Raw genomic sequence first — 24,582 nt, 5'->3', positions numbered from 1 at the left:
TGCGCGGGAACGACGTGTGCTCAAGCGGGATCATGCTCCTGCCGCGCCTCTTCCCCGGCATCTTCATCCTGCGCCGGCGCATCGTCCCCCTTGTGCTGCTTGGCTTCCTGCTTCTTGCGCGCCTTTTCGTCCGCCTTGCGTTTCTTCTCCAACTCCCGCTGGCGTTTTTCGTACTGGAAATTCGTCTTGGCCATGCTCACCTCTTGCTATCGTTGGAAAGGTCGTACTAGTCCATTATGGACCAGTCATCCTACCCCGTCTTGAGAATTAACCACGCGGGTGGTGCCGGGCGTGGAGATGCTTCAGGCGCTCGCGCGCGACGTGGGTGTAGATCTGGGTCGTGGAAATATCGGAATGCCCCAACAGCAACTGCACCACGCGGAGATCGGCGCCGTGGTTCAGCAAATGCGTGGCGAACGCGTGACGCAGCGTGTGGGGCGACAACGGCGCCGTGATGCCCGCCTTCGCCGCATGCTTCTTGATGACGACCCAGAACATCTGGCGCGTCATCGGCCCGCCGCGGCCAGTCACGAACAGCGCGTCGTCGACCTGGCCGTCGAGGATGACGCCGCGCGCCTCTTTCATGTAACGGTCCAGCCAGTGCCGCGCCTGTTCGCCGAACGGCACGAGGCGCGTCTTGCTGCCTTTACCAGTAATGCGCAGTACGCCATCGTTCAGGCTCAGTTCGACCAGCTTCAGCGCGACGAGTTCCGACACGCGCAGGCCGCTGGCATACATCAGTTCGAGCATCGTGCGCTCGCGCAGGCCCAGCGGCGTCGAGACGTCCGGCGCCGCGAGCAGCGCATCGACCTGGGCCTCGGTGAGCGTATGGACGAAACGCTGCGGCTGCTTCGCGGACGCCATGTTCAAACACGGATCGGCGGCGATGCGGCGGTCGCGCAGCGCGAGCTGGTAAAAACGCTTCAGCACGGACAGCCGGCGGTTGGCCGAACTGGGCTTCGTGTCCTCGTGGCGTTCGGCGAAATAGGCGGCGACGTCCTGCGGTTCGACGGCGTACAGGTCGCTCCGCTCGGGCCGCTTGACGTCGAGCCAGCGCGCGAACAGGCGCAGGTCGCGCCGGTAGGCATCGAGGGAGTTCTTTGCGAGACCGTGCTCGAGCCAGAGCGTGTCGCAGAACGCGTCGATCAGGGGAAGATTGACTGCTGCTGCCATGGCATCTCGAGCGCCAGCGCGCCTTCGTGGCGCAGCAGCCAGCGCTTGATTCCGAGCTGGAATCCATGTTCGTCGTCGCTGCTGGAAAAACCGCCCAGGCCGCCGGACGCCGTCACGCGGTGGCACGGGATCACGAGCGGGAACCAGTTGGCGCCGCAGGCCTGGCCGACGGCGCGCGGGGCCGATTCCAGCTGCTTGGCGATCTGGCCGTACGTACGGACGCTGCCGCGCGGGATCGCGCAAATGGTGTCCCACACGCGCCGCTGGAATTCGCTGCCGGCTTCCTTCAGCGGCAGGTCGAAGCGGAAATCGGGATCCTCGAAGTAGCGCGCCACCTGGACGGCGGCCTGCTCGGCGACGGCATCCTGCGCCGATTTTTCGTGGTAATGCGGCGGCAGGTAGACCAGTTCGCGCAACCGCCCATCTTCGGTACGGATGCCCATCGCTCCAAACGGCGCCGCGATGATGGCGCTGAAAATCTCGCTGCCTTGTTGTGTGCTCATCGACGCAGTGTAAGACCCGGAAGACGTGTTCGCAAGCCTGCACGGCCGTGGGCAAAAAAAAACGCACCCGTAGGTGCGTTTCTAATATGGTCACGTTTTCGGCTGCCTGGTCATTGCCGGCTGCATCATATAAAACGTGTGTCTCCTCCTAACTGTTTTACGGTAAAGTTTGTGTTTACCGCTTTCTTTTCCCTCTCCCAAATCGTATTCGGTCGCTTTATCGCACCAGGTTGGTGCCAAAAGGTGCCCCATCATAACGCAACCGCATAAGAAAAGCGTAGTTTTTTATATACATTCACGAAATATATTTCGGTCATAAGCCCCCATGACATGTCATAAAAATGCTAGTGCCAGTGTTTCATTGATTACAGGCAACTAACACTTATTTACCCGCACCGAATGAGGGCGATTGTCACCGGGCCTGGGCTGTCGTGACGGGCGCCGTCGCCTGCGAGGTTGTCCTGTTGATCGCGTCGATCAGATCCTTGCCGATCCGCCCTTCCACCTGCTTCTGCACGGGCAGCAGGGCGCGGCGCCAGTCGGCCTGTTCCTGCGGCGTCAAGGTATAGATCTTCGTCTTGCCGGTCTTGCGGATCGCTTCGAGGGCCGCGTCGTTGTCGCGTTGGGCGATGGTCTTTTCGAATGCCGTCGCTTCGCGCATCGCCTGCTCCAGCTCCGTCCGGATGTCGCGCGGCAGGCCGTCCCAGAATTTCTTGTTGACGATGACGGCGTAGCCCAGGTAGCCGTGGTTCGACACCGTCACGTACTTTTGCACCTCATGCATCTTCTGCGTGTACATATTCGACGGCGGGTTCTCGGTGCCGTCCACGATATGGGCCTGCAGGGCGGGATAGACTTCGGAAAACGCCAGCACCTGGGGCACCGCGCCGAGCGCGCGCATCTGCACGTCGAGCACCTTGGAGCCCTGGATGCGCATCCGCAGGCCGCGGAAATCCGCCGGGCTGTGCAGCGGGCGGTTGGCCGACATCACTTTAAAACCGTTGTCCCAGTAAGCCAGGCCCGTGATGCCCTTGGCTTCCAGTTTTTGCAGCAGGCTCTTGCCGATCGGCCCTTCCGTCACGGCATACAGCGCCGCCTTGGTCGGGAAAATGTACGGCAGGTCGAACGCTTCGAATTCCTTCACGCCGAGCGGCGCGAACTTGGCGAGCGACGGCGCCAGCATCTGCACGGCGCCCAGCTGCAGGGCTTCCAGCTCTTCCTTGTCCTTGTAGAGCTGGCTGTTGGGATAGACTTCGACCTTCACCCGGCCGTGCGTCCGCTGTTCCGCCAGCACGCGGAAGCGTTCGGCCGCCAGGCCCTTGGGCGCGTCCGGCGACACGACGTGGCTGAACTTGATGATGATCGGGGCCTGGGCGTGGGCGCCGGCGCCAGTCACGACAGCAAGCGCGGCCAGCAAGGCTTTGATGCGCATAAATTTTATGTTCCCGCGGTGTATATTCGGATACCGACCGCCAGTGTGCCGCTTCGCGGGTCGTACCGCTATCGTGGAAAACCACGACAGGAAACGTCGAAAAACCTGCTGCGCGTTGCACTGTTGTTCTGCGATGCTCACTGTACTGCTCGTACAGTTGTGCTTCTCGAACAACATTGCCGCCGCTCGCGACGGTTTTTCGAGGTTTCCGACAGACAGTCGTCGGCAAAAGCTGAAACGTTATCACATGAAAAGTCCATTCACCCTGCCCCGCCCCGTCAAGCAAGGCCCGTGGCGCTGGCTCGTGCCCGTCCTGCTCGTGCTGCTGTTCCTGCTCGTCCTGCTGTGGCTGCCCTGGCAGGCGCGCCAGATGGAAAGCAACGAGCGGCAAGAACAATTGATCGCCGATACCTTGTGGGTCGAGCAGACCTTGCGCTTCGAGCTCGCGCGCAGCGAGGAAGCGCTGGCCGCGCTGGGCAACGACCTCGTCATCGAGACGCCGGCGCCGGCCGCCCTGCAGGCCCGTTTCGCGCAGATGTTCAAGAACGGCCACGAACTCCAGCGCATCATCTGGTACGACGCGCAGGGCCAGGTCAAGGCGAGCCGCGGCATGGAACTGCCGCCCGAAGGGCTCACGCAATCGTCGCGCGATGCCGCCGCCATGTCGCGCAGCACGCGCCTGGGACGCTACAGCGAACCATACGGTGCCACCGGCCTCGTGCACGGCCTGATCGACTTCCACCTGCCGCTGGTCCACGCCGGCAAGTACATGGGCAGCCTCGTCGCCACGTACAACCTGCAGACCTTGCTGGACGAGAACGTGCCGTGGTGGTTCGCCCAGGACAATGCCTTGTCTCTGCTCGACCGCGACGACCATGTCGTGGCGCAGCGCGCGGCGGGCGGACCGGGCCGCGGCGTCTACACGCACAAGCGCGCGCTCGACCTGCCCGGCTCGCAGATCGTGCTCGCCACCGACAGCGTCAAGGCCGCGCCGAAGCTGCTGCCGAACCTGCTGGTCGGCTCCGTGATCGTGCTGGCGCTGGGCCTCGTCATTTCGCTCGTCGCGCTGTGGCGCCACATCGCGCGCACGATCGCGGCGGAAAACGCGCTGCGCCAGCAGATGGCCTTCCGTACCGCGATGGAAGACTCGCTGCTCACGGGCCTGCGCGCACGCGACCTGGAGGGCCGTGTCACCTACGTCAACCCGGCGTTCTGCCGCATGGTCGGTTATCCCATGGAAGATCTGCTGGGCAAGAAGCCGCCGATGCCGTACTGGGCGCCCGAAGCGATGGCGGAATACGAAGGCCGCTTCCGCAAGGTGCTGTCGGGCCAGGCCACGCCGCAGTTCGAGACCGTGTTCCAGCGCTCGGACGGCATGCGCGTGCCCGTGCTCGTGTTCGAGGCGCCCCTCGTCGACGCGCACGGGCGCCACACGGGCTGGATGAGTTCCATCCTCGACATCACGGACCGCAAGCGTGCGGAAGAACTGAATCGCCAGCAGCAGGAAAAGCTGGAGACGAGCGCGCGCCTGGCGACGATGGGCGAGATCTCGTCGATGCTCGCGCACGAACTGAACCAGCCGTTGGCCGCCATCTCCAGCTACACGGCGGGCGCGCTGAACGTGCTCGCGCGCGAGACCCAGGCGGCGCCGCTCGACACCGGCATGCTGAAACGCGCGCTGGAACAGGCCAACACGCAGGCGCGCCGCGCCGGCCAGATCATCCGCAGCGTGCACGAATTCGTGAAGAAGCGCGAACCGCACCGCGAGACGGTCGGCATTCCCAACGTCGTCGACGGCATCCGCGCCCTCGTCGAACTGCAGGCCCGCCAGAGCTATGTCGCGCTGCAGGTGGACGTGCCGGACGACCTGCCGCCCGTACTCGCGGACCGCGTGCTGATCGAGCAGGTGCTTCTCAACCTCACGCGCAACGCCATCGAAGCGATGCAGGCCATCGACCCCGAGAGGCGAGTCTTGAGGATTACCGCGCACACGGGCGAACAGGGGCAAGTCGCCGTGTCCGTGATCGACAACGGCCATGGCATTTCGCCGGAAGTGGCGGAGCGCCTGTTCTCGCCGTTCTTTTCGACGAAGGCCGAAGGCATGGGCATGGGCCTGTCGATCTGCCGCACCGCGATCGAATTCCACGGCGGCACGCTCACCCACGCGGCCAATCCGGGCGGGGGCACCGTGTTTACCTTCACGTTGCAGCAGGCGCAGGAAGCACCCGTCACCGAACGGTGAATTACAATACGTTAAAAAAGGAGACCTGCATGCTGCACATCGTCGACGACGAAGACGTGATCCGCGACGCGCTCGATTGGCTGGCGCAATCGCGCGGGCTGCCGGCTCGCGGCTATGCGGGCGGCCAGGCCTTTCTCGACGCGCTCGGCGACCGCTTTGCGGCCGACGCTTCGCACGGCGACTGCGTGCTGCTGGACGTGCGCATGCCTGGCATGAACGGCATCGCCGTGTTCGACCAGCTGGTGGCGCGCGGCCTGCTGGCGCGCCTGCCGGTGATCTTCCTGACCGGCCACGGCGACGTGCCGATGGCCGTCGATTCCCTCAAGCGCGGCGCCTTCGACTTCTTCGAAAAACCGTTCAACGACAACCAGTTGATGGACCGCGTCGAGGAAGCCCTCGCCGCCTCGCGCAAGGCCGCGTCGCGCGATGCCATCCATGCCCGGCTGGCCACCCTGTCGGCACGTGAGCGGGAAGTCCTCGACCTCATCCTCGCCGGCAACATGAACAAGGTCGTCGCCGACAAGCTCGGCATCAGCATGCGTACGGTCGAGGTGCACCGGGCGCATATCTTCGACAAGATGCAGGTCAAGACGGCCGTCGAGCTGGCCGGCTTGCTGAAGTAATACCTGCGCACGGCAGGCCGCACGTCCTGTGCCGCGCGGGGTTCGCTTGTAAAATCAGCCTGATCATGGAGTGGTCGAACTCACCACGTCGAAACATTCTTTAGGGAACGCAGATGAGCGAGAAGACGATAGCCGACAAAATGTTCTTGAGGAGCGCGAAATCGATGCTGATCCTGAACGGGAACGTCCACCCCGGCATGGTGTCGCAGATGCCGCCCAACCTGATCCAGTCCGACCAGGAGAAAGTAGACGTCGTGCTGCTGTTCGCGATGAACCGCAAGGAACTCGAACAATATTTCCCGATCGCCAAGGAGCGCCTGGGCGACAAGGGGTCGTTGTGGGTCGCTTATCTGAAACAGACCGCCTCCAAGGCCACCGACATCAACCGCGATTCGATCAATGCGTATGCCAAGGAAAACGGCATCACGGGCGTCGCCATGATTTCCATCGACGGCGACTGGTCCGCGCTGCGCATGAAGCGGATCGAACTCTAGACAGCCTCACCGTGGCGTGCGAGAGCCCACGCGACGTGTTCGCGCACGAGCGCTGACGGGTGGTCTGCGCGCGCGCGCAGCGCGGCGACGACTTCATCTGACGTGGTTGCATTGCCGAGTCCCACCGCCAGGTTGCGCAGCCAGCGCTCGTGCCCGATACGGCGGATCGGGCTGCCTTCGAGGCGGCGGTTGAAGTCAATCTCGCTCCAGCCGAACAGCTCGATGAGTCCCGCCGTGCCCAGGCCGTTGCGCTCGTCGAAATCCGGCACGGTCGCCCGCTGCGCGAACTTGTTCCACGGACAGGCCAGTTGGCAGTCGTCGCAGCCGTAGATGCGGTTGCCGATCAGCGGACGGAATTCTTCCGGGATCGCGCCCTTCAGTTCGATGGTCAGATAGGAAATGCAACGGCGCGCATCCAGCCGGCCCGGGCCGAGGATCGCGCCCGTCGGACACACGGCTATGCAGGCGCTGCATTGGCCGCAGTGGGCGCCGGTCGGCTCGTCGACGGGCAGCGGCAAATCGACGAGGATCTCGCCGATGAAGAACGTGGAGCCCGCCTCGCGGCTCAGCAAGAGCGTGTGCTTGCCGCGCCAGCCGAGGCCGGCCTTCTGCGCCAGCGGCAGCTCCATCACGGGTGCGGAATCCGTGAACACGCGGTAGCCGTACTCGCCGACGGCCGCCTTGACCTTCTCGGCCAGGGCCTGCAGCCGGTTGCGCAACACCTTGTGATAATCGCGGCCGCGCGCATAGATCGAGACGACGGCCGCGTGCGGGTCGTCCTGGCGCAGGCGCTCGCGCGTACGCCAGTCGGGCGGCGTCTCCATCGGCAGGTAATCCATGCGCGCGCTGATCACGCGCACCGTGCCCGGCACCAGCTCGGCCGGCCGGGCGCGCTTCATGCCGTGGCTTGCCATATAATCCATCTCGCCATGGTGGCCGGCGTCCAGCCAGGCCTGCAGGCCCGCTTCGTGGCCGGCCAGGTCGATGTCGGCGATGCGCACGTCGGCAAAGCCCAGTTCCGCGCCCCATGCCTTGATGGCCTGGGCGAGTGCGGAGAAATCGGGCTGGACGGGAAGCTGGGCGGACATTGGCGGACCTACAAACCTCATATTTTATTCGATGCAGCAGCAACCGAAACAACAACTGAGCGCTTATCTTCCCGACGAATCCGCCACGCAGGCCCTGGGCGCCGCCCTCGCGCGCGCGCTGGGCCCGGGCCTCGTGATCTACCTGCACGGCGACCTCGGCGCCGGCAAGACGGCGCTCACGCGCGCCCTGCTGCACGCGGCCGGCCACAAGGGCGCCGTCAAGAGCCCGACCTATACGCTGTCGGAGCCGTACCGCATCGAGCTGGACGGCCAACAGGTCAACCTGATCCACTACGACCTGTACCGCATGTCCAGCCCCGAGGAATTCCTCGACGCGGGGTTCCGCGAAGATTTCGATGGTAACAACATTTGCATCGTCGAATGGCCGGAAAAGGGAGAACCGGTGTTGCCGCCACCCGACGTTAAAGTGTTGCTTAAGGTCAGCGGTCGCGGGCGTGAGGTAGAATTGCAAGCGTTGTCCGACTTGGGCCTGCTATGCCTCGAACGCCTGCACTACCCCCCGACGCCCTGATTCCAGGTTCCCCGAAACGACGCACTATCCTCAAGGCCGGCGGTACGCTGCTGCTGTCCGTCGTCGCTCCGCTGACGGCATCCGCCGCCCAGATCATGGCCGTGCGCGTGTGGCCGGCCGACGAGTACACCCGCGTCACCCTGGAAAACGACGGCGAGCTCAAGACGACGCACTTCATGGTGCCGGACCCGCCGCGCCTCGTCGTCGACATCGACGGCCTCGCGCTGAACGACACGCTGAAAAGCCTCGTCGCCAAGATCGAGTCGAACGACCCGTACATCAAGCAGGTGCGCGTGGGCCAGAACCGGCCCAACGTCGTGCGCCTCGTGTTCGACCTGAAGGAAGAGGTCAAGCCGCAGGTGTTCAACCTGGCGCCCATCGCCGGCTATCACCACCGCCTGATCTTCGACCTGTATCCCGTCAAGCCCGTCGACCCGCTCGCGAGCATGATCGCCAAGGAAAACTGGACGACGGACGCGGCCCCCGCGACGCCGACCCCGGCCGTGCAGCCGGGCGAGCCGACGGTCGGCCAGGCCGGTCCGGACGCCATCGCCAAGCTGGAAGCGGATGCCGCCCGCGCCGGCTCCACGCCCGCGCAACCGCAGCCGACGACGCCGCAACCGGCCCAGCCGCATGCGCCCGCCAAGGCCGCGCCGGGACAGAAGGTCGCGCGCATGGTCACCATCGCGCTCGACCCCGGCCACGGCGGCGAGGATCCCGGCGCGACGGGCACCACGGGCGTGCACGAGAAGGACATCGTGCTCGCGGTGGCGAAGCGCCTGAAAGCGAAACTGGAAGACTTGCCGAACACGCGCGTGATGCTGACGCGCGACGCCGACTTCTTCGTCCCCCTCGGCCAGCGCGTGGAAAAAGCGCGCAAGGTGCAGGCCGACCTGTTCGTGTCGATCCACGCCGACGCCTTCGTCGAACCGACGGCGCGCGGCTCCTCCGTGTTCGTGCTGTCGGAAAAAGGCGCCAGCTCGAGCGCGGCGCGCTGGCTGGCGGCCGACCAGAACAAGGCCGACCTGATCGGCGGCGTGAATCTCGCCAGCCACGACAGGCAGCTGGCGAGCGTGCTGATGGACCTGTCGCAGACGGCGCAGATCAACGACAGCATGAAGCTCGGCAAGGCCGTGCTGACGGAAATCGGCGGCATCAACCGCCTGCACCGCGGCGTCGTCGAACAGGCCGGTTTTGCCGTGCTGAAGGCGCCGGACATCCCCTCGATCCTCGTCGAGACCGCATTCATCTCCAACCCGGAAGAGGAAGCGCGGCTGAAGGATGATGCCTACCAGAACCAACTGGCCGACGCGATCACGAAAGGCATCAAGCGCTACTTCGCGTACAATCCGCCGCTGGCGAAGAGCCGCATGACTTAATGGGACGCCTGCGGGCGTCCCCCCTGAGGAGGATTCTCGTGAGCGCAACGACCATCAACTTCGGGCAATTGCCCGCCCTGCAACTTCGCGCGCCGGACGGTGCCGAGGCGACCATCACGTTGTACGGCGCCCACCTCGTGTCGTGGAAAGCCGTCACCACGACCGGCGGGCCGGCCCAGGAACGCCTGTTCATGAGTAGCCTGTCCGCGCTGGACGGCCAGAAGGCGATCCGCGGCGGCGTGCCCGTCATCTTTCCCCAGTTCGCCGAGCGCGGCACCGGCATGCGCCACGGCTTTGCGCGCGTCGCGACCTGGCGCGTCCTCGACCAGGGCGAAGCGGATGGTGCCGCGTTCGCGGTGCTGGCGCTGAATCAGGGCGATCTGCCCCAGCAGCTCGCAGCCGCCTGGCCTTACGCTTTCGAACTGCTGCTGCGCGTGGCGGTGCGCGGTGCGCAACTGGACATGTCGCTCGACGTGCGCAACACCGGCACGCAGACCTTCCCGTTCGCCGCCGCGCTGCATACGTACCACCTCGTCGAGGACGTGGAAGCCGTGCGCATCGACGGCGTGCAGGCGGAGACGCTCGCCATCACCGACAAGCTCGACCAGGTGTTCGAGCGCATCCAGGGCGTGATCGCGTTCGACACGGGCGCGGACAAGGTGACGCTGGAACAGACGGGTTTCAACGACGCCGTCGTGTGGAACCCGGGCGCGGCCGACGCGGCGGCGCTGTCCGACATGGAAGACGAGGAATACCGCCGCTTCGTCTGCATCGAACCTGCCCTGCTGGGGGATGCGGCCGCCCGACCGCAGCAACTGGAGCCGGGCGGGATCTGGCGCGGGACGTACCGGGCCGTCGTCCAGGCAGGATGAACAGCAACGCCGGCTTTTGCCGGCGTTTCATTTTGTAGCAAAAAATGCGCGGTGCGCCTCGTCATGCGGCCTAAACTACAAGCTACACGCATGGGAGGACACGCAATGAGCACATTGGTGAAACGGCTGGCACTCGTGCTGGCGGCGGGGTCCGCCCTGTCCGGCTGCGCCGTCTATGCGCCGCCTTATGCGGCCTACGACGCGCCTTATTCTCCGTACGGCTACGGCTATGGTCCCACGTATGTCGGACCGCCCGTCTCGCTCGACTTCAGCTATCACGAGTACGATCGTGGCGGCCGTGGCTGGCATGGGCACCGTGGCGGTGGCCGCCGCTGGCGCTGAGCACGCCGACGCTCAGTTCGATTCCTTGATCAAGCGGCCCGCGGTCGACTGGACCGGCCGCGCGTTCAACGGATACAGGCGCGAGAACAGGGCCATCTGCGCCGGTGACGCCTGCATCGGCTGCTTGAACACCATCCATAGCACGCCTTCCGTGCACGGCGGTTCCGTCAGCGAGCCCATGTAGGTGAAATACTCGCGCCGTTCCGGCAGCGCGTCGGTCGGGTCGATCACGATCGAGGGCGAGACGGTGTCGAATTTTTCCAGCGGCAGGTTGTCCCAGATCGTCTGCATCAGACGGTGCGGCTGGCCGCGCTCCAGCAGCACGGCGATGATCGCGATCTTGCCTTCAGCGCTCTTGTGCACGAGGTGGATGACCATCTCCGTGCCCTTGCCGTTGATCTTTTCTTCCGACGGACGGTGGAAGTGAAATTCCTGCAATTCGTACACGGTGTTGCCGACCGTGATGAAATTGCCGCCACCCACCGCCACCTGGATCGTGTGGCCGTTGTTGACCTCGCTGAACGACGACGGGTGGTAGTCGAAGCTGATCTGTTCGAGATTGACCTTGATGCCGTCGCGCAAGTCGATCGGCGACTGGCGGTTGCCGGTGCCGCACTTGGCCCAGTCGACATTGATCTTCGACCAGTTCGCCGGGCCCAGCTCGCCCTCGTACGACCACACGGTGCCGTGCTTCGGCGCAGCGGCGATGGCGGCCGCCGCGGCGGCGGCCTGCTCCTCCTGCCTGCGCTTCGCATCGGCGAGTTTTTTCGCGCGCGCGGCGGCCGTCGCGCGGGCTTGCTGGCGCTCGCGCAGCGCGGCGAGGCGCTGGGCGATCTTGGCCGACAGCTCGACCTCGGCATCTTCCTCGCTGGCCGAGCTGGCGCTCGCGGCCGGTTCGGCTTTCGGTTCGGCTTTCGGTTCGGCTTTCTTTTCGGCGGGCTCGGCCTTTTTCGTCGCGGCCGGCACCATGGCCGACGCCGGCCGGGACACGGAAGCCGCCAGCCTGGCTGCCGCCGCGGCGGCGGGATCGTTCGCGGCGCTTGCGCTCAGGGCGACGCAGCTGCAAGCGAACAGGGCGATCAGGGTACGCATGGGAATCCAGTAGTATTGCTCTCCCCTGCCTTATCGGCGTGACCGACAGTAAACTTGAGCCTGGGGAACAATTCCGTGCATCAATAGCCGTCGCAAATAAAAAACGCGCCGTCGTGCGGCGCGTTTCATGTGATCACTTGTCAGGCTTCAGCGGCTCATCATGCGCCGTCCAACCTTGTACAGCCCGCCTAGCGCCAGGGGCACGACGGCCGCGCCGACGCCCACCAGCACGATGATCGTCAGGTGATCGCGGATCACCGGGATATTGCCGAAGAAGTAACCGCCAGTCACCAGGCTGACCACCCAGGCCACGGCGCCCGTGACGTTGTACATCTGGAAGCGGGCATGGGTCATGTCCGAGATGCCCGCAACGAACGGCGCGAACGTGCGCACGACGGGCACGAAGCGGGCCAGGATGATCGTCTTGCCGCCGTGGCGTTCGAAGAATTCGTGGGTGCGATGCAGGGCGTCCTTGTTCAGCCAGCGGTAATCGTGCGTGAACACGCGATGCCCGATCGCCCCGCCGATGTAATAGTTGAGGGTATTGCCCGTCACCGCCGCCACGATCAACAGGAGCGTCAGCAAGGCATAACTCATCTCGCCGGTGGCGCAGAAGGCGCCGGCGATGAACAGAAGGGTGTCACCGGGGAAGAAGAACAGAACGACGAGGCCGGTTTCGCAGAACACGATGGCGAACAGCACGGCATACACATACACCCCGTATTGCGCCAGCAATGTGCCGAGGGTCTTATCGACATGAAGAATCATGTCGAAGAATTGCATCAGATCCATAATTTTCCTAAATGGTAGCGCCGAATCATACCATCAGTCCGACCCCGAAAATGGCTGCCGGCTCATCTTCACGGCGAATTTTCTTCATCGGCAAAAATGTTTTAATTTTAATATTTTCCAGATTACAATCGTCATCACACATCCAATGATCCGGCCCGCCACAAGCGGCCAAGGAGACGACATTGAAGAAGGCATATTTCCCCTTCCGGCACACGATTCTCGCCGCCACCTGCGCCCTCTTCGCGGCGACCGCCGGCGCCAGGGAACTCCCGCCGAAGCCCAGCGTCGCCGACATCGTCAAGGCATCGAAACCGTCGGACTGGCGGCCTCTCGACCCGGACAACACGCTGTACATGGAACTCCCGTTCGGCCGCGTCGTCATCGAACTGGCGCCGACGTTCGCGCCGAACCACGTGAAGAACATCAAGACCCTCGTGCGCGAGCATTATTTCGACGGGCTGGCCATCGTGCGCGTGCAGGACAACTGGGTCGTGCAATGGGGCGATCCGAACGAAGACAACGACAAGGTGCGCCCGATCAAAGGTGCACAGAAGACGCTGAAGGCCGAGTTCACCGTCCCCCTCAGGAACGATACGCATTTCACGCGCATGAAGGACGTCGACGGCTACGCGCCCCAGGTCGGCCATTCGAACGGTTTCCCCGTCGGCCGCGATCCGAAGACGGGCGAGACCTGGCTGGCGCACTGCTACGGCATGGTCGGCGTGGGTCGCGACAACGATGCCGACAGCGGCGGCGGCACGGCGCTGTACGCCGTCATCGGCCCGGCGCGCCACCTCGACCGCAACATCACGGTGGTCGGCCGCGTGATCTCCGGCATGCCGCAACTGTCCGCCCTGCCGCGCGGCCCCGCGCCGATGGGGTTCTACGACAAGCCGGAGATGAACGTGCCGATCGCATCGGTTAAGGTGGCGGCCGACGTCCCGCCGGACCAGCGCAGCCGTTTCGAAGTGATGCGCACCGAGAGCGCCGTCTACCAGAGCGTCCTGGACGCCCAGCGCAACCGTGGCGGCCCGTGGACCAAGGTCGCGGCCGGCCATCTCGACCTGTGCGCAGCGCCAATCCCCGTACGCGAGCAAAAATAGCCCTAATAAACTTACCCCAATTCGGGGTCAGAGCACATTTTCCGAAAAATTCGGGGTCAGAGCACATTCTTTTTTGGCGCGCTGTGCGGGCCGATGCGCCCCGGTCTCGCATGCGCCCACTGCAGCGCCAAAGCCGATTCGTGCTTGGGAACTATTGTCCAAAAAAGTGCTCTGACCCCGAATGCGGGCGGAAATGTGCTCTGACCCCGAAGACACTCTGACCCCGAAGACATTTTGTCAATCAATGTCCTCATAATGGGGGCTGATCCCGGTTTGGCAAAAATCAAACAGGAGGCGCTTCGGGGCTTGCCGCGAGCTATAATTTACGGATGAACGCCCCGGCCCCCACCCACCGCCCCATCCAGCAGCTTCCCGACCAGCTCATCTCGCAGATCGCCGCCGGCGAGGTCGTCGAGCGGCCGTCGGCGGTGGTGAAGGAGTTGCTGGAAAACGCGCTCGACGCCGGCGCCACGCAGGTCACGGTCCGGCTCGAGGAAGGCGGCGTCAAACGCATCGCCATTACCGATAACGGCCGCGGCATCCCGCCCGAGGAATTGCCGCTCGCGCTGGCCCGTCACGCGACGTCGAAGATCGCGTCGCTGACCGACCTCGAGAACGTGAACACGCTCGGCTTCCGCGGCGAGGCGCTCGCGTCGATCGCCTCCGTCGCCGCCGTCAAGATCACGTCGCGCACCCAGGGCGCCGCGCACGCGTGGGAGATCGTCGGCTCGCACCAGGGCACGGTGTCGCCGTCGTCCGGTCCGTTCGGCACGACGATCGACGTGCAAGACCTGTATTTCAATACGCCCGCGCGCCGTAAATTCCTGAAATCCGAGCAGACCGAATACGGCCACTGCGCCGAAGTCGTGCGCCGCATCGCGCTGGCGCGGCCGGACGTGTCGTTCAGCCTGACCCACAATGGCCGCACGATCGACCACTGGAACACGAGCGAGTCGGCCAAGCGCAGCGCGCAGATCCTCGGCGGCGACTTCGCCGAAGCCCGCCTGCAGCTCGACGAGAGTGCCGGTCCGCTGCGCCTGCACGGCTACGTCGGCCTGCCGACGGCATCGAAGGCGCGCGCCGACAGCCAGTATTTTTATGTCAACGGCCGCTTCGTGCGCGACAAGCTGCTCGTCCACGCCGTGAAAGCCGCGTACGAGGACGTGCTGCACGGCGACCGCTTTCCGTCGTACGTGCTGGCGCTCGAACTCGACCCGGCGATGGTCGACGTGAACGTGCACCCGTCGAAGATCGAAGTGCGCTTCCGCGACAGCCGCGCCGTCCACCAGTTCGTGTTCCACGCCGTGCAGCGCGCGTTGGCCCGCACGTCGGCGACGGCGCACGGCGATACGCCCGCACCCGTGAGCGCCGCCGAGATCACGCCGTCGTCCACGTCGCTGGGCGACACGCCGTCGTGGCGCCGGCCGCACGAGCAGACGTCGTTCGGATCGCAACTGGCATCGCCCGCCTGGACCTCGGGCTCGGGCGGCGGTGGTGGTGGTGGCTCGCGCGCCTCATCGACGTTCTCGCCGTCCCCGTTCGCGCCCGGCAGCCGCTGGGATGCGCCGACGGGCGCCGGCGTCCCGCAACGCACCTCGGACTATGGCGCGCTGTTCACCGGCACGCCGAAACCCGCGCAACCGCCGGGCGTGCAGGAAGCCCCGCTGCCGGAAACGACCAGGCCCGCGTCCGACGACGACTTCCCGCTCGGCTTCGCGCTGGCCCAGTTGCACGGCATCTACGTGCTGGCGCAGAACCGCAAAGGGTTGGTCCTCGTCGACATGCACGCAGCGCACGAACGCATCCTGTACGAACAGCTGAAGAACGCGCTCGATGCCCAGGCCGGCGGCGAGCAGATGCAGGTGCAGCAGATGCTGATCCCCGTGACGTTCTTCGCCGACGCCATCGAAGTGGGCACCGCGCAGGAAGAACACGAGACGCTGAAGGCGCTGGGCTTCGACATCGCGGCCGTGTCGCCGACGACGCTCGCCGTGCGCGCCGTGCCGACGCTCCTCAAGAACGCCGATGCGCAGACGCTCGCGCGCGACGTGCTGCGCGACGTGCGCGAATTCGGCGGCTCGCGCGTGCTGATCGAGCGCCGCAACGAACTGCTCGGCACCCTCGCCTGCCACACGGCCGTGCGCGCGAACCGCATCCTCACGCAGCCCGAGATGAACGCCCTGCTGCGCCAGATGGAAGCGACGGAACGCGCCGACCAGTGCAACCACGGCCGCCCGACCTGGGTCCAACTCGAAATCGCCGCGCTCGACAAGCTGTTCCTGCGCGGCCAGTAAAGCCTCACATGACATCGCAACACAAACCGCTGGCGGTAGCCATCATGGGCCCGACCGCGTCCGGCAAGACGGCAGCGGCGCTCACCATCGCCAAGGAAATCCCGGTCGAGATCATCTCGGTCGACTCCGCCCTCGTCTACCGCGGCATGGACATCGGCACGGCAAAACCGTCGGCCGAGGAACTCGCGAGCGCGCCGCATCACCTCATCGACATCATCGATCCGCTCGACGCCTACTCCGTCGCGCAGTTCCGCGAAGATGCGATCCGGCTCGTGGCCGAGATCCAGGCGCGCGGCCGGCTGCCGCTGCTCGTCGGCGGCACGATGATGTACTTCAAGGGCCTGAACGACGGCCTGGACGACCTGCCCACCGCCGATGCCGACGTGCGCGCGCGCCTCGACGCGGAAGCGGCGCGCATCGGCTGGCCCGGCATGCACGCGAAGCTGCGCGACGTCGATCCGGTCACCGCGGACCGTCTCGCGCCGAATGACGCCCAGCGCATCAACCGCGCGCTGGAGATCCATGAATTGTCGGGCAAGCCGATGTCCGCCCTGCTCGCGCGCCGGGAGAAACAGGAACTGCCGTTCGACCTCGTACCGTTCGCACTGGAGCCATCGGACCGCGCCGTGCTGCACGAGCGCATCGCGCTGCGCTTCGACCAGATGCTGGGCAAGCGCGACGACACCGGCATCGTGGCCGAGGTCGCGGGCCTGCGCGCGCGCGGCGATTTACACCCGAACCTGCCGTCGATGCGCTGCGTGGGCTACCGTCAGGCGTGGGAATACCTCGACGGCACGATCGACCGCGCCCGGTTGCGCGAGACGGGCATCATCGCCACGCGCCAGCTGGCCAAGCGCCAGCTGACCTGGTTGCGGTCGATGCCGGAGCGGATCGTGATCGATTGCCTGGGGCCGGATCCGGCGCCGCAGATGCTTGCTCATCTGGCCACGTTGCGGGCGTGAGACGATTCGTGCGGGGCTGGACAGGGTGATCCTGAGGGGGTAGCCTTGACACGTCGGGGTGCGGACGGCATAATGCACCCCGTTCTGGTGATATAGCTCAGTTGGTTAGAGCATAGCATTCATAATGCTAGGGTCGGTGGTTCAAGTCCACCTATCACCACCAAGAATTCAAGCGAAATGGCTTGGCTCATGCTGAGCCATTTTGTTTTAGTAAAGTTGTACGGTGATATAGCTCAGTTGGTTAGAGCATAGCATTCATAATGCTAGGGTCGGTGGTTCAAGTCCACCTATCACCACCAGATTCGGAAAGCCGCCGGTTCGCAAGAGCCGGCGGCTTTTTCCATTCCGGCCTACCCGGTCTCGCCCAGGTGTTCGACCAGGAAATCGATGAACGCCCGCGTGCGCGCCGCCTGGTTCCTGCGGTTGAGGTAGTAGACGAACAAATCGGCCGACGGCAGCGTGTACTGCGGCAGCACGACGCGCAGCCGGCCGCTCTTCACATACTTGGCGAGATCCCACTCCGAGCGGATCAGGATGCCGTGCCCGTCCAGCGCCCAGCCCAGCACGATGTCGCCGTCGTTGCTCGACAACGCCCCGTGCACCTTCACCACCTCGCCGTCCTCGCCCTCGTTGAAACGCCAGATGCCGTACGCGTCGTCGTTCTGGCGGTGCAGGATGCAGCGGTGGCGCGCCAGGTCCGCCAGCGTCTGCGGCTCGCCGTGCTGCTGCAGGTAGCGCGGCGACGCGCACAGGAAGCGCCGGTTCGACAGCACGCGGCGCGCGGCCAGCCGTTTGTCCGGCAGCGCGCCGAAACGGATGGCGAGGTCGTAGCCGCTTTCCACCAGGTCGACGGGGCGGTCCGTCACGTCCAGCTGCACCTCGACCTGCGGATGACGCTTGCAGAACGCGGAGACGATGGGCGCGATCGTCGTGCGGCCGAAGCCGAGGCTCGCATTCACCCGCAGCAGGCCGCGCGGGGCGGTGCGGTTGCTCGCGACCGCGTCTTCCATCTCGCGGATCGCCGCCAGGATGCGCGTCGCGTGCGCAAGGTAGGTCTCGCCTTCGCTCGTCAGCGACAGCCGCCGCGTCGTGCGGTTGACGAGCCGGACGCCCAGCCTTGCCTCCATTTGCGCGAGGCGTTTCGTCGCGGCCGGCGGTGTGAGGTCGAGCGCGCGGGCGGCGGCCGCAAGTGAGCCGTGCCGCGCGATCAGCACGAAGAATTCGAGTTCGGATGCACTGTCGGTATTCACTGAAATTCAATAATCAATTCACACACGGCGAATTATAGGAGCGCCCCGGAGATTTACCCTGCACGCTTGAACAACACGCCAGCGAGGCCACCATGAGAATCGTCGACATCCGCGAACAGACACTCCCCATCAGCTCCCCCATCCGCAACGCCTACATCGACTTCAGCAAGATGACCCTGAGCCTGGTGGCCGTCATCACGGACGTCGTCCGCGACGGCAAGCCCGTCGTCGGCTACGGCTTCAATTCGAACGGCCGCTACGGCCAGGGCAAGTTGATGCGCGAGCGCTTCATCCCGCGCATCCTCGAGGCCGATCCGGCATCCCTGCTGGACGACGCGGGCGACAACCTCGATCCGCACCGGATCTGGGATGCGATGTTCACCAACGAAAAGCCGGGCGGCCACGGCGAGCGCTCCGTTGCCATCGGCACCATCGACATGGCCGTGTGGGATGCCGTCGCGAAGATCGCGGACAAACCGCTGTTCCAGCTGCTGGCCGACCGCTACGGCGACGGCCGCCCGCACCGCAACGTGTTCGTGTACGCGGCCGGCGGCTACTACTACCCCGGCAAAGATCTCGACAAGCTGAAGGACGAGATGCGCAGCTACATCGAGCGCGGCTACAACGTCGTCAAGATGAAGATCGGCGGCGCGCCGCTCGACGACGACCTGCGCCGCATCGACGCCGCGCTGTCCGTGCTGAAGGATGGGCAGAAACTGGCCGTGGACGCCAACGGCCGCTTCGACCTCGACACCGCGATCGCCTACGCCAAGGCCCTGTCGCGCTACGACCTGTTCTGGTACGAGGAAGCGGGCGACCCGCTCGACTTCGAACTGCAGGCCACCCTGCGCAACTACTACGACAAGCCGATGGCGACGGGCGAGAACCTGTTCTCGATGCAGGACGCGCGCAACCTGGTCCGCTACGGCGGCATGCGGCCGGACCGCGACTGGCTGCAGTTCGATTGCGCCCTCTCCTACGGCTTGGTGGAGTACCTGCGCACGCTCGACATGCTGCGCCAGCACGGCTGGTCGCGCACGCGCTGCATCCCGCACGGCGGTCACCAGATGTCGCTGAACATCGCGGCCGGCCTGGGCCTGGGCGGCAACGAATCGTATCCCGACCTGTTCCAGCCGTTCGGCGGCTTCCCGGACGGCGTACGCGTGGAGGACGGCTTCATCACGATGCCGGACCTGCCGGGCATCGGCTTCGAGGGCAAGGCGGACCTGATTCGGGTGATGCGCGAACTGTCCGCTTAAGCGCCGCTCACGTCCGCATCCTCGCCGAGTTCGAATTCCCCGCGCGCGAACGCCTCCAGCACGGCCTGTGCCTGCTGCAGATGATCTTCCGGGACGAGGATGCGCACGCCGCCCAGCGCGGGTGCCAGCAGCATGTCGGTCTGCACGAGGTGGGCGTCGGCCAGCACGGCCGGGATGCCGGAGGCGACGAGGCAACCCTGCACGAGGTTCGCTTCCAGCGGGATCAGGTAGCGCGCCACCTCCACCAGGTCGCGGCCCGGCAGGCGTGCCAGTTCGGGGACGCCGGTCAGCAGTCCGTCCAACGGTTCGTTCGATGCATGCATGACGAGCTCCTTTCAGGCCAGCGCGGACAGCAGGTACAGCACGACGCCGATCAACCCGCCCACGATAGTGCCGTTGATGCGGATGTATTGCAAGTCCTTGCCGATGTTGATTTCGACCTGGTGCGACATCTCGCCACTATCCCAGTGTTTCACCGTGTCGGCGATGTGGCGCGTCAGGAAGCCCGCGAATTCGGGCGCCGCGCCGCGCGCCGCCAGTTCCAGGTTCTCGTTCAGCGCCGTGCGCAATACCGGATCCTCGGCGAGCGTCCTGCCGATCCAGGCGCCGGTCGCGACGATCCGGCGCCGCAGCACCGAATCCTCCTTGTGCAGGTCGGCCTTGATCCAGCCTTTCAGGTCGCCCCACAGCGAACCGATGTAGCCGTTCACGCTGGCGTCGCCGATCAGGTGGCGCTTGATGTCCTCGCCCTTTTCGATGAACGCCGGGTCGGTCTTCAGCCGTTCGATGAAATCGTGCGTGAAGACGTCGAAGCGGCGCCGCAACGGGTGGTCGGGATCCTCGCTCACGCGCTTGAGGATACCGGCCGCGAGCCGCACGGAGATGTCCGCGCCCTTGCGGCCGATGAGTTCCGACGGCAGCATCTTTTCCACGAACGCGTACTCGTCGCGCAGCCAGTCGACGATGCCCTGCGCGATGAAGTCCTGGGTCTCCGGGTTCGCCAGCAGGTTCGCCAGCTGGGCTATGCCTTCGTCGAGGATCTGCTGGTGGCGGCCGTCGCGCGTGAGGCTTTCCAGGATCGTGCCCGCCGTCTGCGACAGGTCGACGCTCTTGACCACACCGTGCACCCCACGCCGGATGAAATCCTGCACGGCCGCGTCCTCGATGACGTCGAGCGCGAAACCGGCCACGCGCACGAGCGTGTCGCCCAGGCGTTCCGTGTTCTCCGGCTTCGTCAGCCAGTCCGCGACCTTCTGCGCCGGGTCGTGGCGCTGGATCAGGCGCACGATCGAATCCGTGTCGAGGAATTTATCGCGCACGAATGCGGCCAGATTATCCGCGATGCGCTCCTTGTTGGCGGGGATGATCTCCGTGTGGCGCGACACGAACGGGATCGGGATCCGCTTGAACAGCGCGACGACGGCGAACCAGTCGGCCAGCGCGCCGACCATCGCGGCTTCCGCGAACGCCTTCAGCAGCCCGATCCACCAGTTGCCGGGCCAGCGGGTGGACAGCAGCAGTGCGACGACGAACAGCACGGCGGCGCCGATGAAAAAGCCCAGCGCCAGGCGCTTGGACTGGCGCAATTCAAGTTCCTTGGAAGGCAAAGTGTCCATGCCGCCATCGTAGCCCAGCCTAGACGATATTGTCGCGCCGCAGCGTGGCGATGGCGTCGTCCGTCCAGCCCCAGTCGGCCAGGATGGCGGCCGCGTCCTGCCCCGGCGCGGCCACGCTCCCGGCCTGGCCCGGCGTGCGCGAAAAGCGCGGCGCGGGCGCAGGCTGGAGGACGCCGTCGACGTCGACGAAGGTCTTGCGCGCCGCGTTGTGAGGGTGGCGCGGGGCCTCGTCCATGTCGAGCACGGGCGCGAAGCACACGTCGGTCCCCTCCAGCAGCGCGCTCCACGCGTCGCGCGTGCGCGTGGCGAACAGCGCCGCGAACTTTTCCTTCAGAACCGGCCAGTCTTCACGATCCCATTGGCGCGCGAACGCCGGATCCGACGCGCCCGCCAACGCCAGCAGGTGCGCGTAAAACTGCGGCTCGATGGCGCCGACGGCAATGAACTTCCCGTCCGCACAGGCATACGTGGCATAGAACGGCGCGCCGCCGTCGAGGAAATTGGCGCCGCGCGCGGCCGACCAGGCGCCGTGCGCGCGCAGGCCATACGTCATCGCGCCCAGCAGCGCGGCGCCGTCCGTCATCGCCGCATCGACGACCTGCCCGCGGCCCGATATCCGCGCTTCCAGCATGGCGCAGACGACGCCGAACGCCAGCATCATGCCGCCGCCGCCGAAGTCGCCGACGAGGTTCAATGGCGGAGACGGCGGCCGGTCGGCGTCGCCCATCGCATGCAGCATGCCGGACAGCGCCACATAGTTCAGGTCGTGCCCGGCCGCCGGCGCCAACGGGCCGGTCTGGCCCCAGCCGGTGACGCGGCCGTACACGAGCCGGGGATTGCGCTCCATGCACAGGTCCGGACCGAGCCCCAGTCTCTCCATCACGCCGGGCCGGAAGCCCTCGACGAGCGCATCGGCCTTCGTCACGAGGTCGAGCAGCAGCTGGCGTGCGCGCGGATGCTTCAGGTCCAGCGCCAGCGAACGGCGGCCGCGCGCCATCACGTCGTATTTCGTGCCCAGCGTCGGATACGGGTTCGGCGCCGAAGAGGCGGGTTTCAAATCGGGCTTGCGGTCGATGCGGATCACGTCCGCCCCCATGTCGGCCAGCATCATGGCGGCGAACGGGCACGGGCCGATGCCGACCAGTTCGATCACGCGCAGCCCTGCGAGAGGTCCATGAGGTCCGTTGTTCATCACAGCGAGCGGGCGATGATTTCTTTCATGATCTCGTTCGCCCCGCCATAGATGCGCTGCACGCGCGCGTCCAGGTACATCTGCGTGATGGGGTAGTCGAGCATGTAGCCGTAGCCGCCGAACAGCTGCAGGCAACGGTCGACGATCTTGCACTGCAGGTCCGTGATCCAGTACTTGGCCATCGATGCGCGCACCGTGTCCATGCGGCCGGCGACGAGGTCGTCGACACAGCGGTCGATGAACACACGCGCCACCGTCGCCTCGGTCTTGCACTCGGCGAGCACGAAGCGCGTGTTCTGCATGTCGATGAGGGCCTGGCCGAACGCGCGGCGCTCGCGCGCGTGCGTGATCGTCAGGTCCAGCGCGCGCTCGATGCACGCGACGCCCGCCACGCCGACGATCGTGCGCTCGTACGGCAGCTCCGTCATCAGCTGGGCGAAGCCGCGGCCTTCCTCGCCACCGAGCACGTTCTGCAGCGCGACGATGGCGTCATCGAAGAACAGCTCGCACGTGTCCTGCCCCTTCTGCCCCATCTTCTCGAGGATGCGGCCGACGCGGAAGCCCGGATTGTTCGCCGTCTCCAGCAGCATCAGCGAGATACCCTTCGCGCCCGCGGCCGGATCGGTCCTGGCGACGACAAGGACCAGGTCGGCGAGATAGCCGTTCGAGATGAAGGTCTTGGACCCGTTCAGGCGGTAGCCCAGGTCGGTGCGCACGGCCGTCGTACGGATGCCCTTCAGGTCGGACCCGGCACCCGGTTCGGACATCGCGATCGCGGCGATGAGGTCCCCGTTCGCGAGGCGCGGCAGGTATTTGTATTTCTGTTCTTCAGTCCCGTGGTTCAGCAGGTAGTGCGCGACGATCGCGTGCACGTGCAGGCCGAACGCGGTGTCGCCGGCCAGCGCCAGTTCCTCGAACACGACGGCCTGGTGGGCGAACGAGCCGCCCGAGCCGCCGAAGTCGTCGGGCACGTCCGCGAGCAGCAGACCGAGTTCGCCCGCCTTTCTCCACAGCGCGCGGTCGACATGCTGCTGCTCGCGCCAGCGCTGCTGGTGCGGCACGACTTCGGCCGCCACGAAGCGGCGCACGGCGGCGCGGAAGGTGTCCAGTTCCGTCGTCATCGCCGGCTCCTCACGCTTGATACAGGGTGACGACGCACGCGCCGCCCAGGCCCAGGTTGTGCTGCAGCGCCGTGCGCGCGCCCTCGACCTGGCGCGCGCCCGCCGTGCCGCGCAACTGGTGCGTCAGCTCGAAGCACTGGGCGAGGCCCGTCGCGCCGAGCGGATGCCCCTTCGACAGCAGGCCGCCGGACGGATTCGTGACGACCTTGCCGCCATACGTGTTGTCGCCGTCGCGGATGAATTTATCGGCGCCGCCTTCCGGGCACAGGCCCAGCGCCTCGTACGTGATCAACTCGTTGTGGGCGAAGCAGTCGTGCAGCTCGACGACGTCCAGGTCGTCCGGTGCGATGCCCGCCTGCGTGTAGACCTTCTGCGCCGCCTCCCGGCTCATGTCGTAGCCGACGAGGCGCATCATGTCGTTCGAATCGAAGGTGCCGGGGCGGTCCGTCGTCATCGCCTGCGCGGCGATGTGGACGTCGGCGCGCAGGCCGCGCTTCTTCGCGAACTCCCCGGATACCAGCACGGCCGCCGCGGCGCCGCACGTGGGCGGGCAGGCCATCAGGCGCGTCATCACGCCGGGCCAGATCGCGGGCGCGTCGAGCACGTCCTGCGCGCTGACTTCCTTGCGGAACAGCGCCAGCGGATTGTTCACCGCATGGCGGCTGGCCTTGGCGCGGATGCGCGCGAAGGCTTCCAGCGGCGTGCCGTATTTCTCCATGTGCGCGAGGCCGGCGCCGCCGAAGTAGCGCAGCGCGACCGGGATCTCGGGTTTGCCGACGAGGCGGTCGGTGACGGCGTCGAAATCGTCGAACGGCGCGGGACGGTCGGTGAAGACGGACGCCAGCGCGCCGGGGCTCATCTGCTCGAAGCCCAGCACGAGCACGCAATCGGCCGCCCCGCCCTGCACGGCCTGGCGCGCGAGGTACAGCGCCGTGGAACCGGTCGAGCAGTTGTTGTTGACGTTGACGATCGGGATACCGGTCATGCCCACGCCGTACAAGGCTTTCTGGCCGCAGGTGGAATCGCCGTAGACGTAGCCGGCATAGGCCTGCTCGACGTCCTCCCAGCCGATGCCCGCATCCTCCAGCGCGGCGCGCGCGGCCAGGGCCCCCATCTCGTGATACGGGGCGCTCGCCCCCGGTTTGGCGAACGGGATCATCCCCACGCCGGTCACATGGACTTTGCGGCTCATCGTCGTCTCCTTTTTATTAGGTCAGCCGA

General features: G+C 65.8%; 24 protein-coding genes and 2 tRNA genes. 13 read left to right on the top strand and 13 right to left on the bottom strand.

Annotated elements, in window-relative coordinates:
- Nucleotides 1-20: 20 nt before the first annotated feature.
- The 4 genes from ACEN9H_RS02530 to ACEN9H_RS02515 form a co-directional block, all read right to left on the bottom strand.
- Complete coding sequence (locus ACEN9H_RS02530; protein ID WP_200948776.1) at nucleotides 21-194, bottom strand: hypothetical protein; 174 nt, start codon at nucleotides 192-194, stop codon at nucleotides 21-23.
- A 73-nt stretch (nucleotides 195-267) separates the two neighbouring features.
- Entirely contained in the window at nucleotides 268-1,173 is a 906-nt protein-coding gene (gene xerD, locus ACEN9H_RS02525) for a site-specific tyrosine recombinase XerD (RefSeq protein ID WP_056130141.1), read from the bottom strand.
- On the bottom strand, nucleotides 1,146-1,676 hold the full coding sequence (locus ACEN9H_RS02520) for a methylated-DNA--[protein]-cysteine S-methyltransferase (RefSeq protein ID WP_056130139.1): 531 nt from the start codon (nucleotides 1,674-1,676) through the stop codon (nucleotides 1,146-1,148). Before ACEN9H_RS02520 ends, xerD begins: the two co-directional genes overlap by 28 nt.
- A gap of 412 nt (nucleotides 1,677-2,088) precedes the next feature.
- Nucleotides 2,089-3,108 carry a TRAP transporter substrate-binding protein gene (locus ACEN9H_RS02515; RefSeq protein WP_056130136.1) on the bottom strand — a complete coding sequence of 340 codons (1,020 nt, stop codon included), beginning with the start codon at nucleotides 3,106-3,108 and terminating at the stop codon, nucleotides 2,089-2,091.
- A gap of 247 nt (nucleotides 3,109-3,355) precedes the next feature.
- On the opposite strand from ACEN9H_RS02515, the gene ACEN9H_RS02510 reads away from it, so the two are divergent.
- The 3 genes from ACEN9H_RS02510 to ACEN9H_RS02500 all read left to right on the top strand — a co-directional run bounded on the left by ACEN9H_RS02510 (nucleotide 3,356) and on the right by ACEN9H_RS02500 (nucleotide 6,467).
- Nucleotides 3,356-5,350, top strand: a complete 1,995-nt coding sequence (locus ACEN9H_RS02510; RefSeq protein ID WP_056130133.1) for a two-component system sensor histidine kinase NtrB — start codon at nucleotides 3,356-3,358, stop codon at nucleotides 5,348-5,350.
- A gap of 29 nt (nucleotides 5,351-5,379) precedes the next feature.
- Nucleotides 5,380-5,973: a response regulator transcription factor gene (locus ACEN9H_RS02505; protein ID WP_413673656.1), complete on the top strand. Its 594-nt coding sequence runs from the start codon at nucleotides 5,380-5,382 to the stop codon at nucleotides 5,971-5,973.
- Nucleotides 5,974-6,137: 164 nt separating this feature from the next.
- Nucleotides 6,138-6,467 carry a DUF3052 family protein gene (locus tag ACEN9H_RS02500; protein ID WP_229411999.1) on the top strand — a complete coding sequence of 110 codons (330 nt, stop codon included), beginning with the start codon at nucleotides 6,138-6,140 and terminating at the stop codon, nucleotides 6,465-6,467.
- Here the strand turns inward: ACEN9H_RS02500 and queG are convergent.
- Nucleotides 6,464-7,555 (bottom strand): tRNA epoxyqueuosine(34) reductase QueG, encoded by a 1,092-nt coding sequence (gene queG / locus ACEN9H_RS02495; RefSeq protein ID WP_413673655.1) that lies wholly within the window; start codon nucleotides 7,553-7,555, stop codon nucleotides 6,464-6,466. The two genes, ACEN9H_RS02500 and queG, sit on opposite strands and share 4 nt — an antisense overlap.
- A gap of 31 nt (nucleotides 7,556-7,586) precedes the next feature.
- Between queG and tsaE the strand changes: the two genes are divergently transcribed.
- The 4 genes from tsaE (at nucleotide 7,587) to ACEN9H_RS02475 (ending at nucleotide 10,680) form a co-directional block, all read left to right on the top strand.
- Nucleotides 7,587-8,087: a tRNA (adenosine(37)-N6)-threonylcarbamoyltransferase complex ATPase subunit type 1 TsaE gene (gene tsaE / locus ACEN9H_RS02490; protein ID WP_371768984.1), complete on the top strand. Its 501-nt coding sequence runs from the start codon at nucleotides 7,587-7,589 to the stop codon at nucleotides 8,085-8,087.
- The gene (locus ACEN9H_RS02485; RefSeq protein WP_056130117.1) at nucleotides 8,051-9,466 is read left to right on the top strand and encodes an N-acetylmuramoyl-L-alanine amidase; all 1,416 of its coding nucleotides are present in this window, start codon (nucleotides 8,051-8,053) and stop codon (nucleotides 9,464-9,466) included. The genes tsaE and ACEN9H_RS02485 overlap by 37 nt, the downstream gene beginning before the upstream one ends.
- 38 nt (nucleotides 9,467-9,504) lie before the next feature.
- Nucleotides 9,505-10,338, top strand: a complete 834-nt coding sequence (locus ACEN9H_RS02480; protein WP_413673654.1) for a D-hexose-6-phosphate mutarotase — start codon at nucleotides 9,505-9,507, stop codon at nucleotides 10,336-10,338.
- A 105-nt stretch (nucleotides 10,339-10,443) separates the two neighbouring features.
- On the top strand, nucleotides 10,444-10,680 hold the full coding sequence (locus tag ACEN9H_RS02475) for a hypothetical protein (protein WP_082577117.1): 237 nt from the start codon (nucleotides 10,444-10,446) through the stop codon (nucleotides 10,678-10,680).
- A gap of 12 nt (nucleotides 10,681-10,692) precedes the next feature.
- Here ACEN9H_RS02475 and ACEN9H_RS02470 read toward each other — a convergent pair whose 3' ends face one another.
- Nucleotides 10,693-11,772, bottom strand: a complete 1,080-nt coding sequence (locus ACEN9H_RS02470; protein ID WP_413673653.1) for a carbonic anhydrase — start codon at nucleotides 11,770-11,772, stop codon at nucleotides 10,693-10,695.
- Nucleotides 11,773-11,919: 147 nt separating this feature from the next.
- Complete coding sequence (locus ACEN9H_RS02465) at nucleotides 11,920-12,564, bottom strand: VTT domain-containing protein (RefSeq protein ID WP_056130107.1); 645 nt, start codon at nucleotides 12,562-12,564, stop codon at nucleotides 11,920-11,922.
- Nucleotides 12,565-12,746: 182 nt separating this feature from the next.
- Between ACEN9H_RS02465 and ACEN9H_RS02460 the strand changes: the two genes are divergently transcribed.
- The 5 genes from ACEN9H_RS02460 to ACEN9H_RS02440 all read left to right on the top strand — a co-directional run bounded on the left by ACEN9H_RS02460 (nucleotide 12,747) and on the right by ACEN9H_RS02440 (nucleotide 17,222).
- Nucleotides 12,747-13,667, top strand: coding sequence for a peptidylprolyl isomerase (locus tag ACEN9H_RS02460; protein ID WP_413673652.1), 921 nt, complete (start codon nucleotides 12,747-12,749; stop codon nucleotides 13,665-13,667).
- Nucleotides 13,668-13,996: 329 nt separating this feature from the next.
- Complete coding sequence (gene mutL, locus ACEN9H_RS02455; RefSeq protein ID WP_413673651.1) at nucleotides 13,997-15,961, top strand: DNA mismatch repair endonuclease MutL; 1,965 nt, start codon at nucleotides 13,997-13,999, stop codon at nucleotides 15,959-15,961.
- A gap of 8 nt (nucleotides 15,962-15,969) precedes the next feature.
- Nucleotides 15,970-16,923 (top strand): tRNA (adenosine(37)-N6)-dimethylallyltransferase MiaA, encoded by a 954-nt coding sequence (miaA, locus tag ACEN9H_RS02450; RefSeq protein ID WP_413673650.1) that lies wholly within the window; start codon nucleotides 15,970-15,972, stop codon nucleotides 16,921-16,923.
- A gap of 86 nt (nucleotides 16,924-17,009) precedes the next feature.
- Nucleotides 17,010-17,086: transfer RNA gene (locus ACEN9H_RS02445), tRNA-Met, on the top strand.
- A 59-nt stretch (nucleotides 17,087-17,145) separates the two neighbouring features.
- A tRNA-Met gene (locus ACEN9H_RS02440) sits at nucleotides 17,146-17,222 on the top strand.
- A gap of 51 nt (nucleotides 17,223-17,273) precedes the next feature.
- On the opposite strand, the gene ACEN9H_RS02435 is transcribed toward ACEN9H_RS02440, so the two are convergent.
- On the bottom strand, nucleotides 17,274-18,173 hold the full coding sequence (locus ACEN9H_RS02435) for a LysR substrate-binding domain-containing protein (protein WP_413673649.1): 900 nt from the start codon (nucleotides 18,171-18,173) through the stop codon (nucleotides 17,274-17,276).
- Nucleotides 18,174-18,265: 92 nt separating this feature from the next.
- Between ACEN9H_RS02435 and ACEN9H_RS02430 the strand changes: the two genes are divergently transcribed.
- The gene (locus ACEN9H_RS02430; protein ID WP_413673648.1) at nucleotides 18,266-19,432 is read left to right on the top strand and encodes a mandelate racemase/muconate lactonizing enzyme family protein; all 1,167 of its coding nucleotides are present in this window, start codon (nucleotides 18,266-18,268) and stop codon (nucleotides 19,430-19,432) included.
- Here ACEN9H_RS02430 and ACEN9H_RS02425 read toward each other — a convergent pair.
- Genes ACEN9H_RS02425 through ACEN9H_RS02405 form a run of 5 tightly spaced genes read right to left on the bottom strand, consistent with a single transcriptional unit; the run spans nucleotide 19,429 to nucleotide 24,553 of the window.
- Entirely contained in the window at nucleotides 19,429-19,755 is a 327-nt protein-coding gene (locus ACEN9H_RS02425; RefSeq protein WP_056130092.1) for a putative signal transducing protein, read from the bottom strand. The genes ACEN9H_RS02430 and ACEN9H_RS02425 overlap by 4 nt on opposite strands.
- 12 nt (nucleotides 19,756-19,767) lie before the next feature.
- Nucleotides 19,768-21,048 carry a DUF445 domain-containing protein gene (locus ACEN9H_RS02420; RefSeq protein WP_413673647.1) on the bottom strand — a complete coding sequence of 427 codons (1,281 nt, stop codon included), beginning with the start codon at nucleotides 21,046-21,048 and terminating at the stop codon, nucleotides 19,768-19,770.
- A 19-nt stretch (nucleotides 21,049-21,067) separates the two neighbouring features.
- The gene (locus ACEN9H_RS02415) at nucleotides 21,068-22,240 is read right to left on the bottom strand and encodes a CaiB/BaiF CoA transferase family protein (RefSeq protein ID WP_413673646.1); all 1,173 of its coding nucleotides are present in this window, start codon (nucleotides 22,238-22,240) and stop codon (nucleotides 21,068-21,070) included.
- The gene (locus ACEN9H_RS02410) at nucleotides 22,240-23,361 is read right to left on the bottom strand and encodes an acyl-CoA dehydrogenase family protein (protein ID WP_413673645.1); all 1,122 of its coding nucleotides are present in this window, start codon (nucleotides 23,359-23,361) and stop codon (nucleotides 22,240-22,242) included. The genes ACEN9H_RS02415 and ACEN9H_RS02410 overlap by 1 nt, the downstream gene beginning before the upstream one ends.
- A 10-nt stretch (nucleotides 23,362-23,371) precedes the next feature.
- Entirely contained in the window at nucleotides 23,372-24,553 is a 1,182-nt protein-coding gene (locus ACEN9H_RS02405) for a lipid-transfer protein (RefSeq protein WP_413673644.1), read from the bottom strand.
- Nucleotides 24,554-24,582: the final 29 nt, after the last annotated feature.

This window comes from Massilia cellulosiltytica (assembly GCF_047325105.1).
GTDB classification, from domain to species: domain Bacteria; phylum Pseudomonadota; class Gammaproteobacteria; order Burkholderiales; family Burkholderiaceae_D; genus Telluria; species Telluria orientalis.
Note: the sequence above shows the minus strand (reverse complement) of the source record. Positions and strands in the feature narration are given on the sequence as shown.

Bases quoted from the DNA above. Each gene is read 5' to 3' on its own strand.
- ACEN9H_RS02530 (WP_200948776.1), bottom strand. From the start codon at position 194: ATGGCCAAGACGAATTTCCAGTACGAAAAACGCCAGCGGGAGTTGGAG.
- xerD (WP_056130141.1), bottom strand. From the start codon at position 1,173: ATGGCAGCAGCAGTCAATCTTCCCCTGATCGACGCGTTCTGCGACACG.
- ACEN9H_RS02520 (WP_056130139.1), bottom strand. From the start codon at position 1,676: ATGAGCACACAACAAGGCAGCGAGATTTTCAGCGCCATCATCGCGGCG.
- ACEN9H_RS02515 (WP_056130136.1), bottom strand. From the start codon at position 3,108: ATGCGCATCAAAGCCTTGCTGGCCGCGCTTGCTGTCGTGACTGGCGCC.
- ACEN9H_RS02510 (WP_056130133.1), top strand. From the start codon at position 3,356: ATGAAAAGTCCATTCACCCTGCCCCGCCCCGTCAAGCAAGGCCCGTGG.
- ACEN9H_RS02505 (WP_413673656.1), top strand. From the start codon at position 5,380: ATGCTGCACATCGTCGACGACGAAGACGTGATCCGCGACGCGCTCGAT.
- ACEN9H_RS02500 (WP_229411999.1), top strand. From the start codon at position 6,138: ATGCTGATCCTGAACGGGAACGTCCACCCCGGCATGGTGTCGCAGATG.
- queG (WP_413673655.1), bottom strand. From the start codon at position 7,555: ATGTCCGCCCAGCTTCCCGTCCAGCCCGATTTCTCCGCACTCGCCCAG.
- tsaE (WP_371768984.1), top strand. From the start codon at position 7,587: ATGCAGCAGCAACCGAAACAACAACTGAGCGCTTATCTTCCCGACGAA.
- ACEN9H_RS02485 (WP_056130117.1), top strand. From the start codon at position 8,051: ATGCCTCGAACGCCTGCACTACCCCCCGACGCCCTGATTCCAGGTTCC.
- ACEN9H_RS02475 (WP_082577117.1), top strand. From the start codon at position 10,444: ATGAGCACATTGGTGAAACGGCTGGCACTCGTGCTGGCGGCGGGGTCC.
- ACEN9H_RS02470 (WP_413673653.1), bottom strand. From the start codon at position 11,772: ATGCGTACCCTGATCGCCCTGTTCGCTTGCAGCTGCGTCGCCCTGAGC.
- ACEN9H_RS02465 (WP_056130107.1), bottom strand. From the start codon at position 12,564: ATGGATCTGATGCAATTCTTCGACATGATTCTTCATGTCGATAAGACC.
- mutL (WP_413673651.1), top strand. From the start codon at position 13,997: ATGAACGCCCCGGCCCCCACCCACCGCCCCATCCAGCAGCTTCCCGAC.
- miaA (WP_413673650.1), top strand. From the start codon at position 15,970: ATGACATCGCAACACAAACCGCTGGCGGTAGCCATCATGGGCCCGACC.
- ACEN9H_RS02430 (WP_413673648.1), top strand. From the start codon at position 18,266: ATGAGAATCGTCGACATCCGCGAACAGACACTCCCCATCAGCTCCCCC.
- ACEN9H_RS02425 (WP_056130092.1), bottom strand. From the start codon at position 19,755: ATGCATGCATCGAACGAACCGTTGGACGGACTGCTGACCGGCGTCCCC.
- ACEN9H_RS02420 (WP_413673647.1), bottom strand. From the start codon at position 21,048: ATGGACACTTTGCCTTCCAAGGAACTTGAATTGCGCCAGTCCAAGCGC.
- ACEN9H_RS02415 (WP_413673646.1), bottom strand. From the start codon at position 22,240: ATGAACAACGGACCTCATGGACCTCTCGCAGGGCTGCGCGTGATCGAA.
- ACEN9H_RS02410 (WP_413673645.1), bottom strand. From the start codon at position 23,361: ATGACGACGGAACTGGACACCTTCCGCGCCGCCGTGCGCCGCTTCGTG.
- ACEN9H_RS02405 (WP_413673644.1), bottom strand. From the start codon at position 24,553: ATGAGCCGCAAAGTCCATGTGACCGGCGTGGGGATGATCCCGTTCGCC.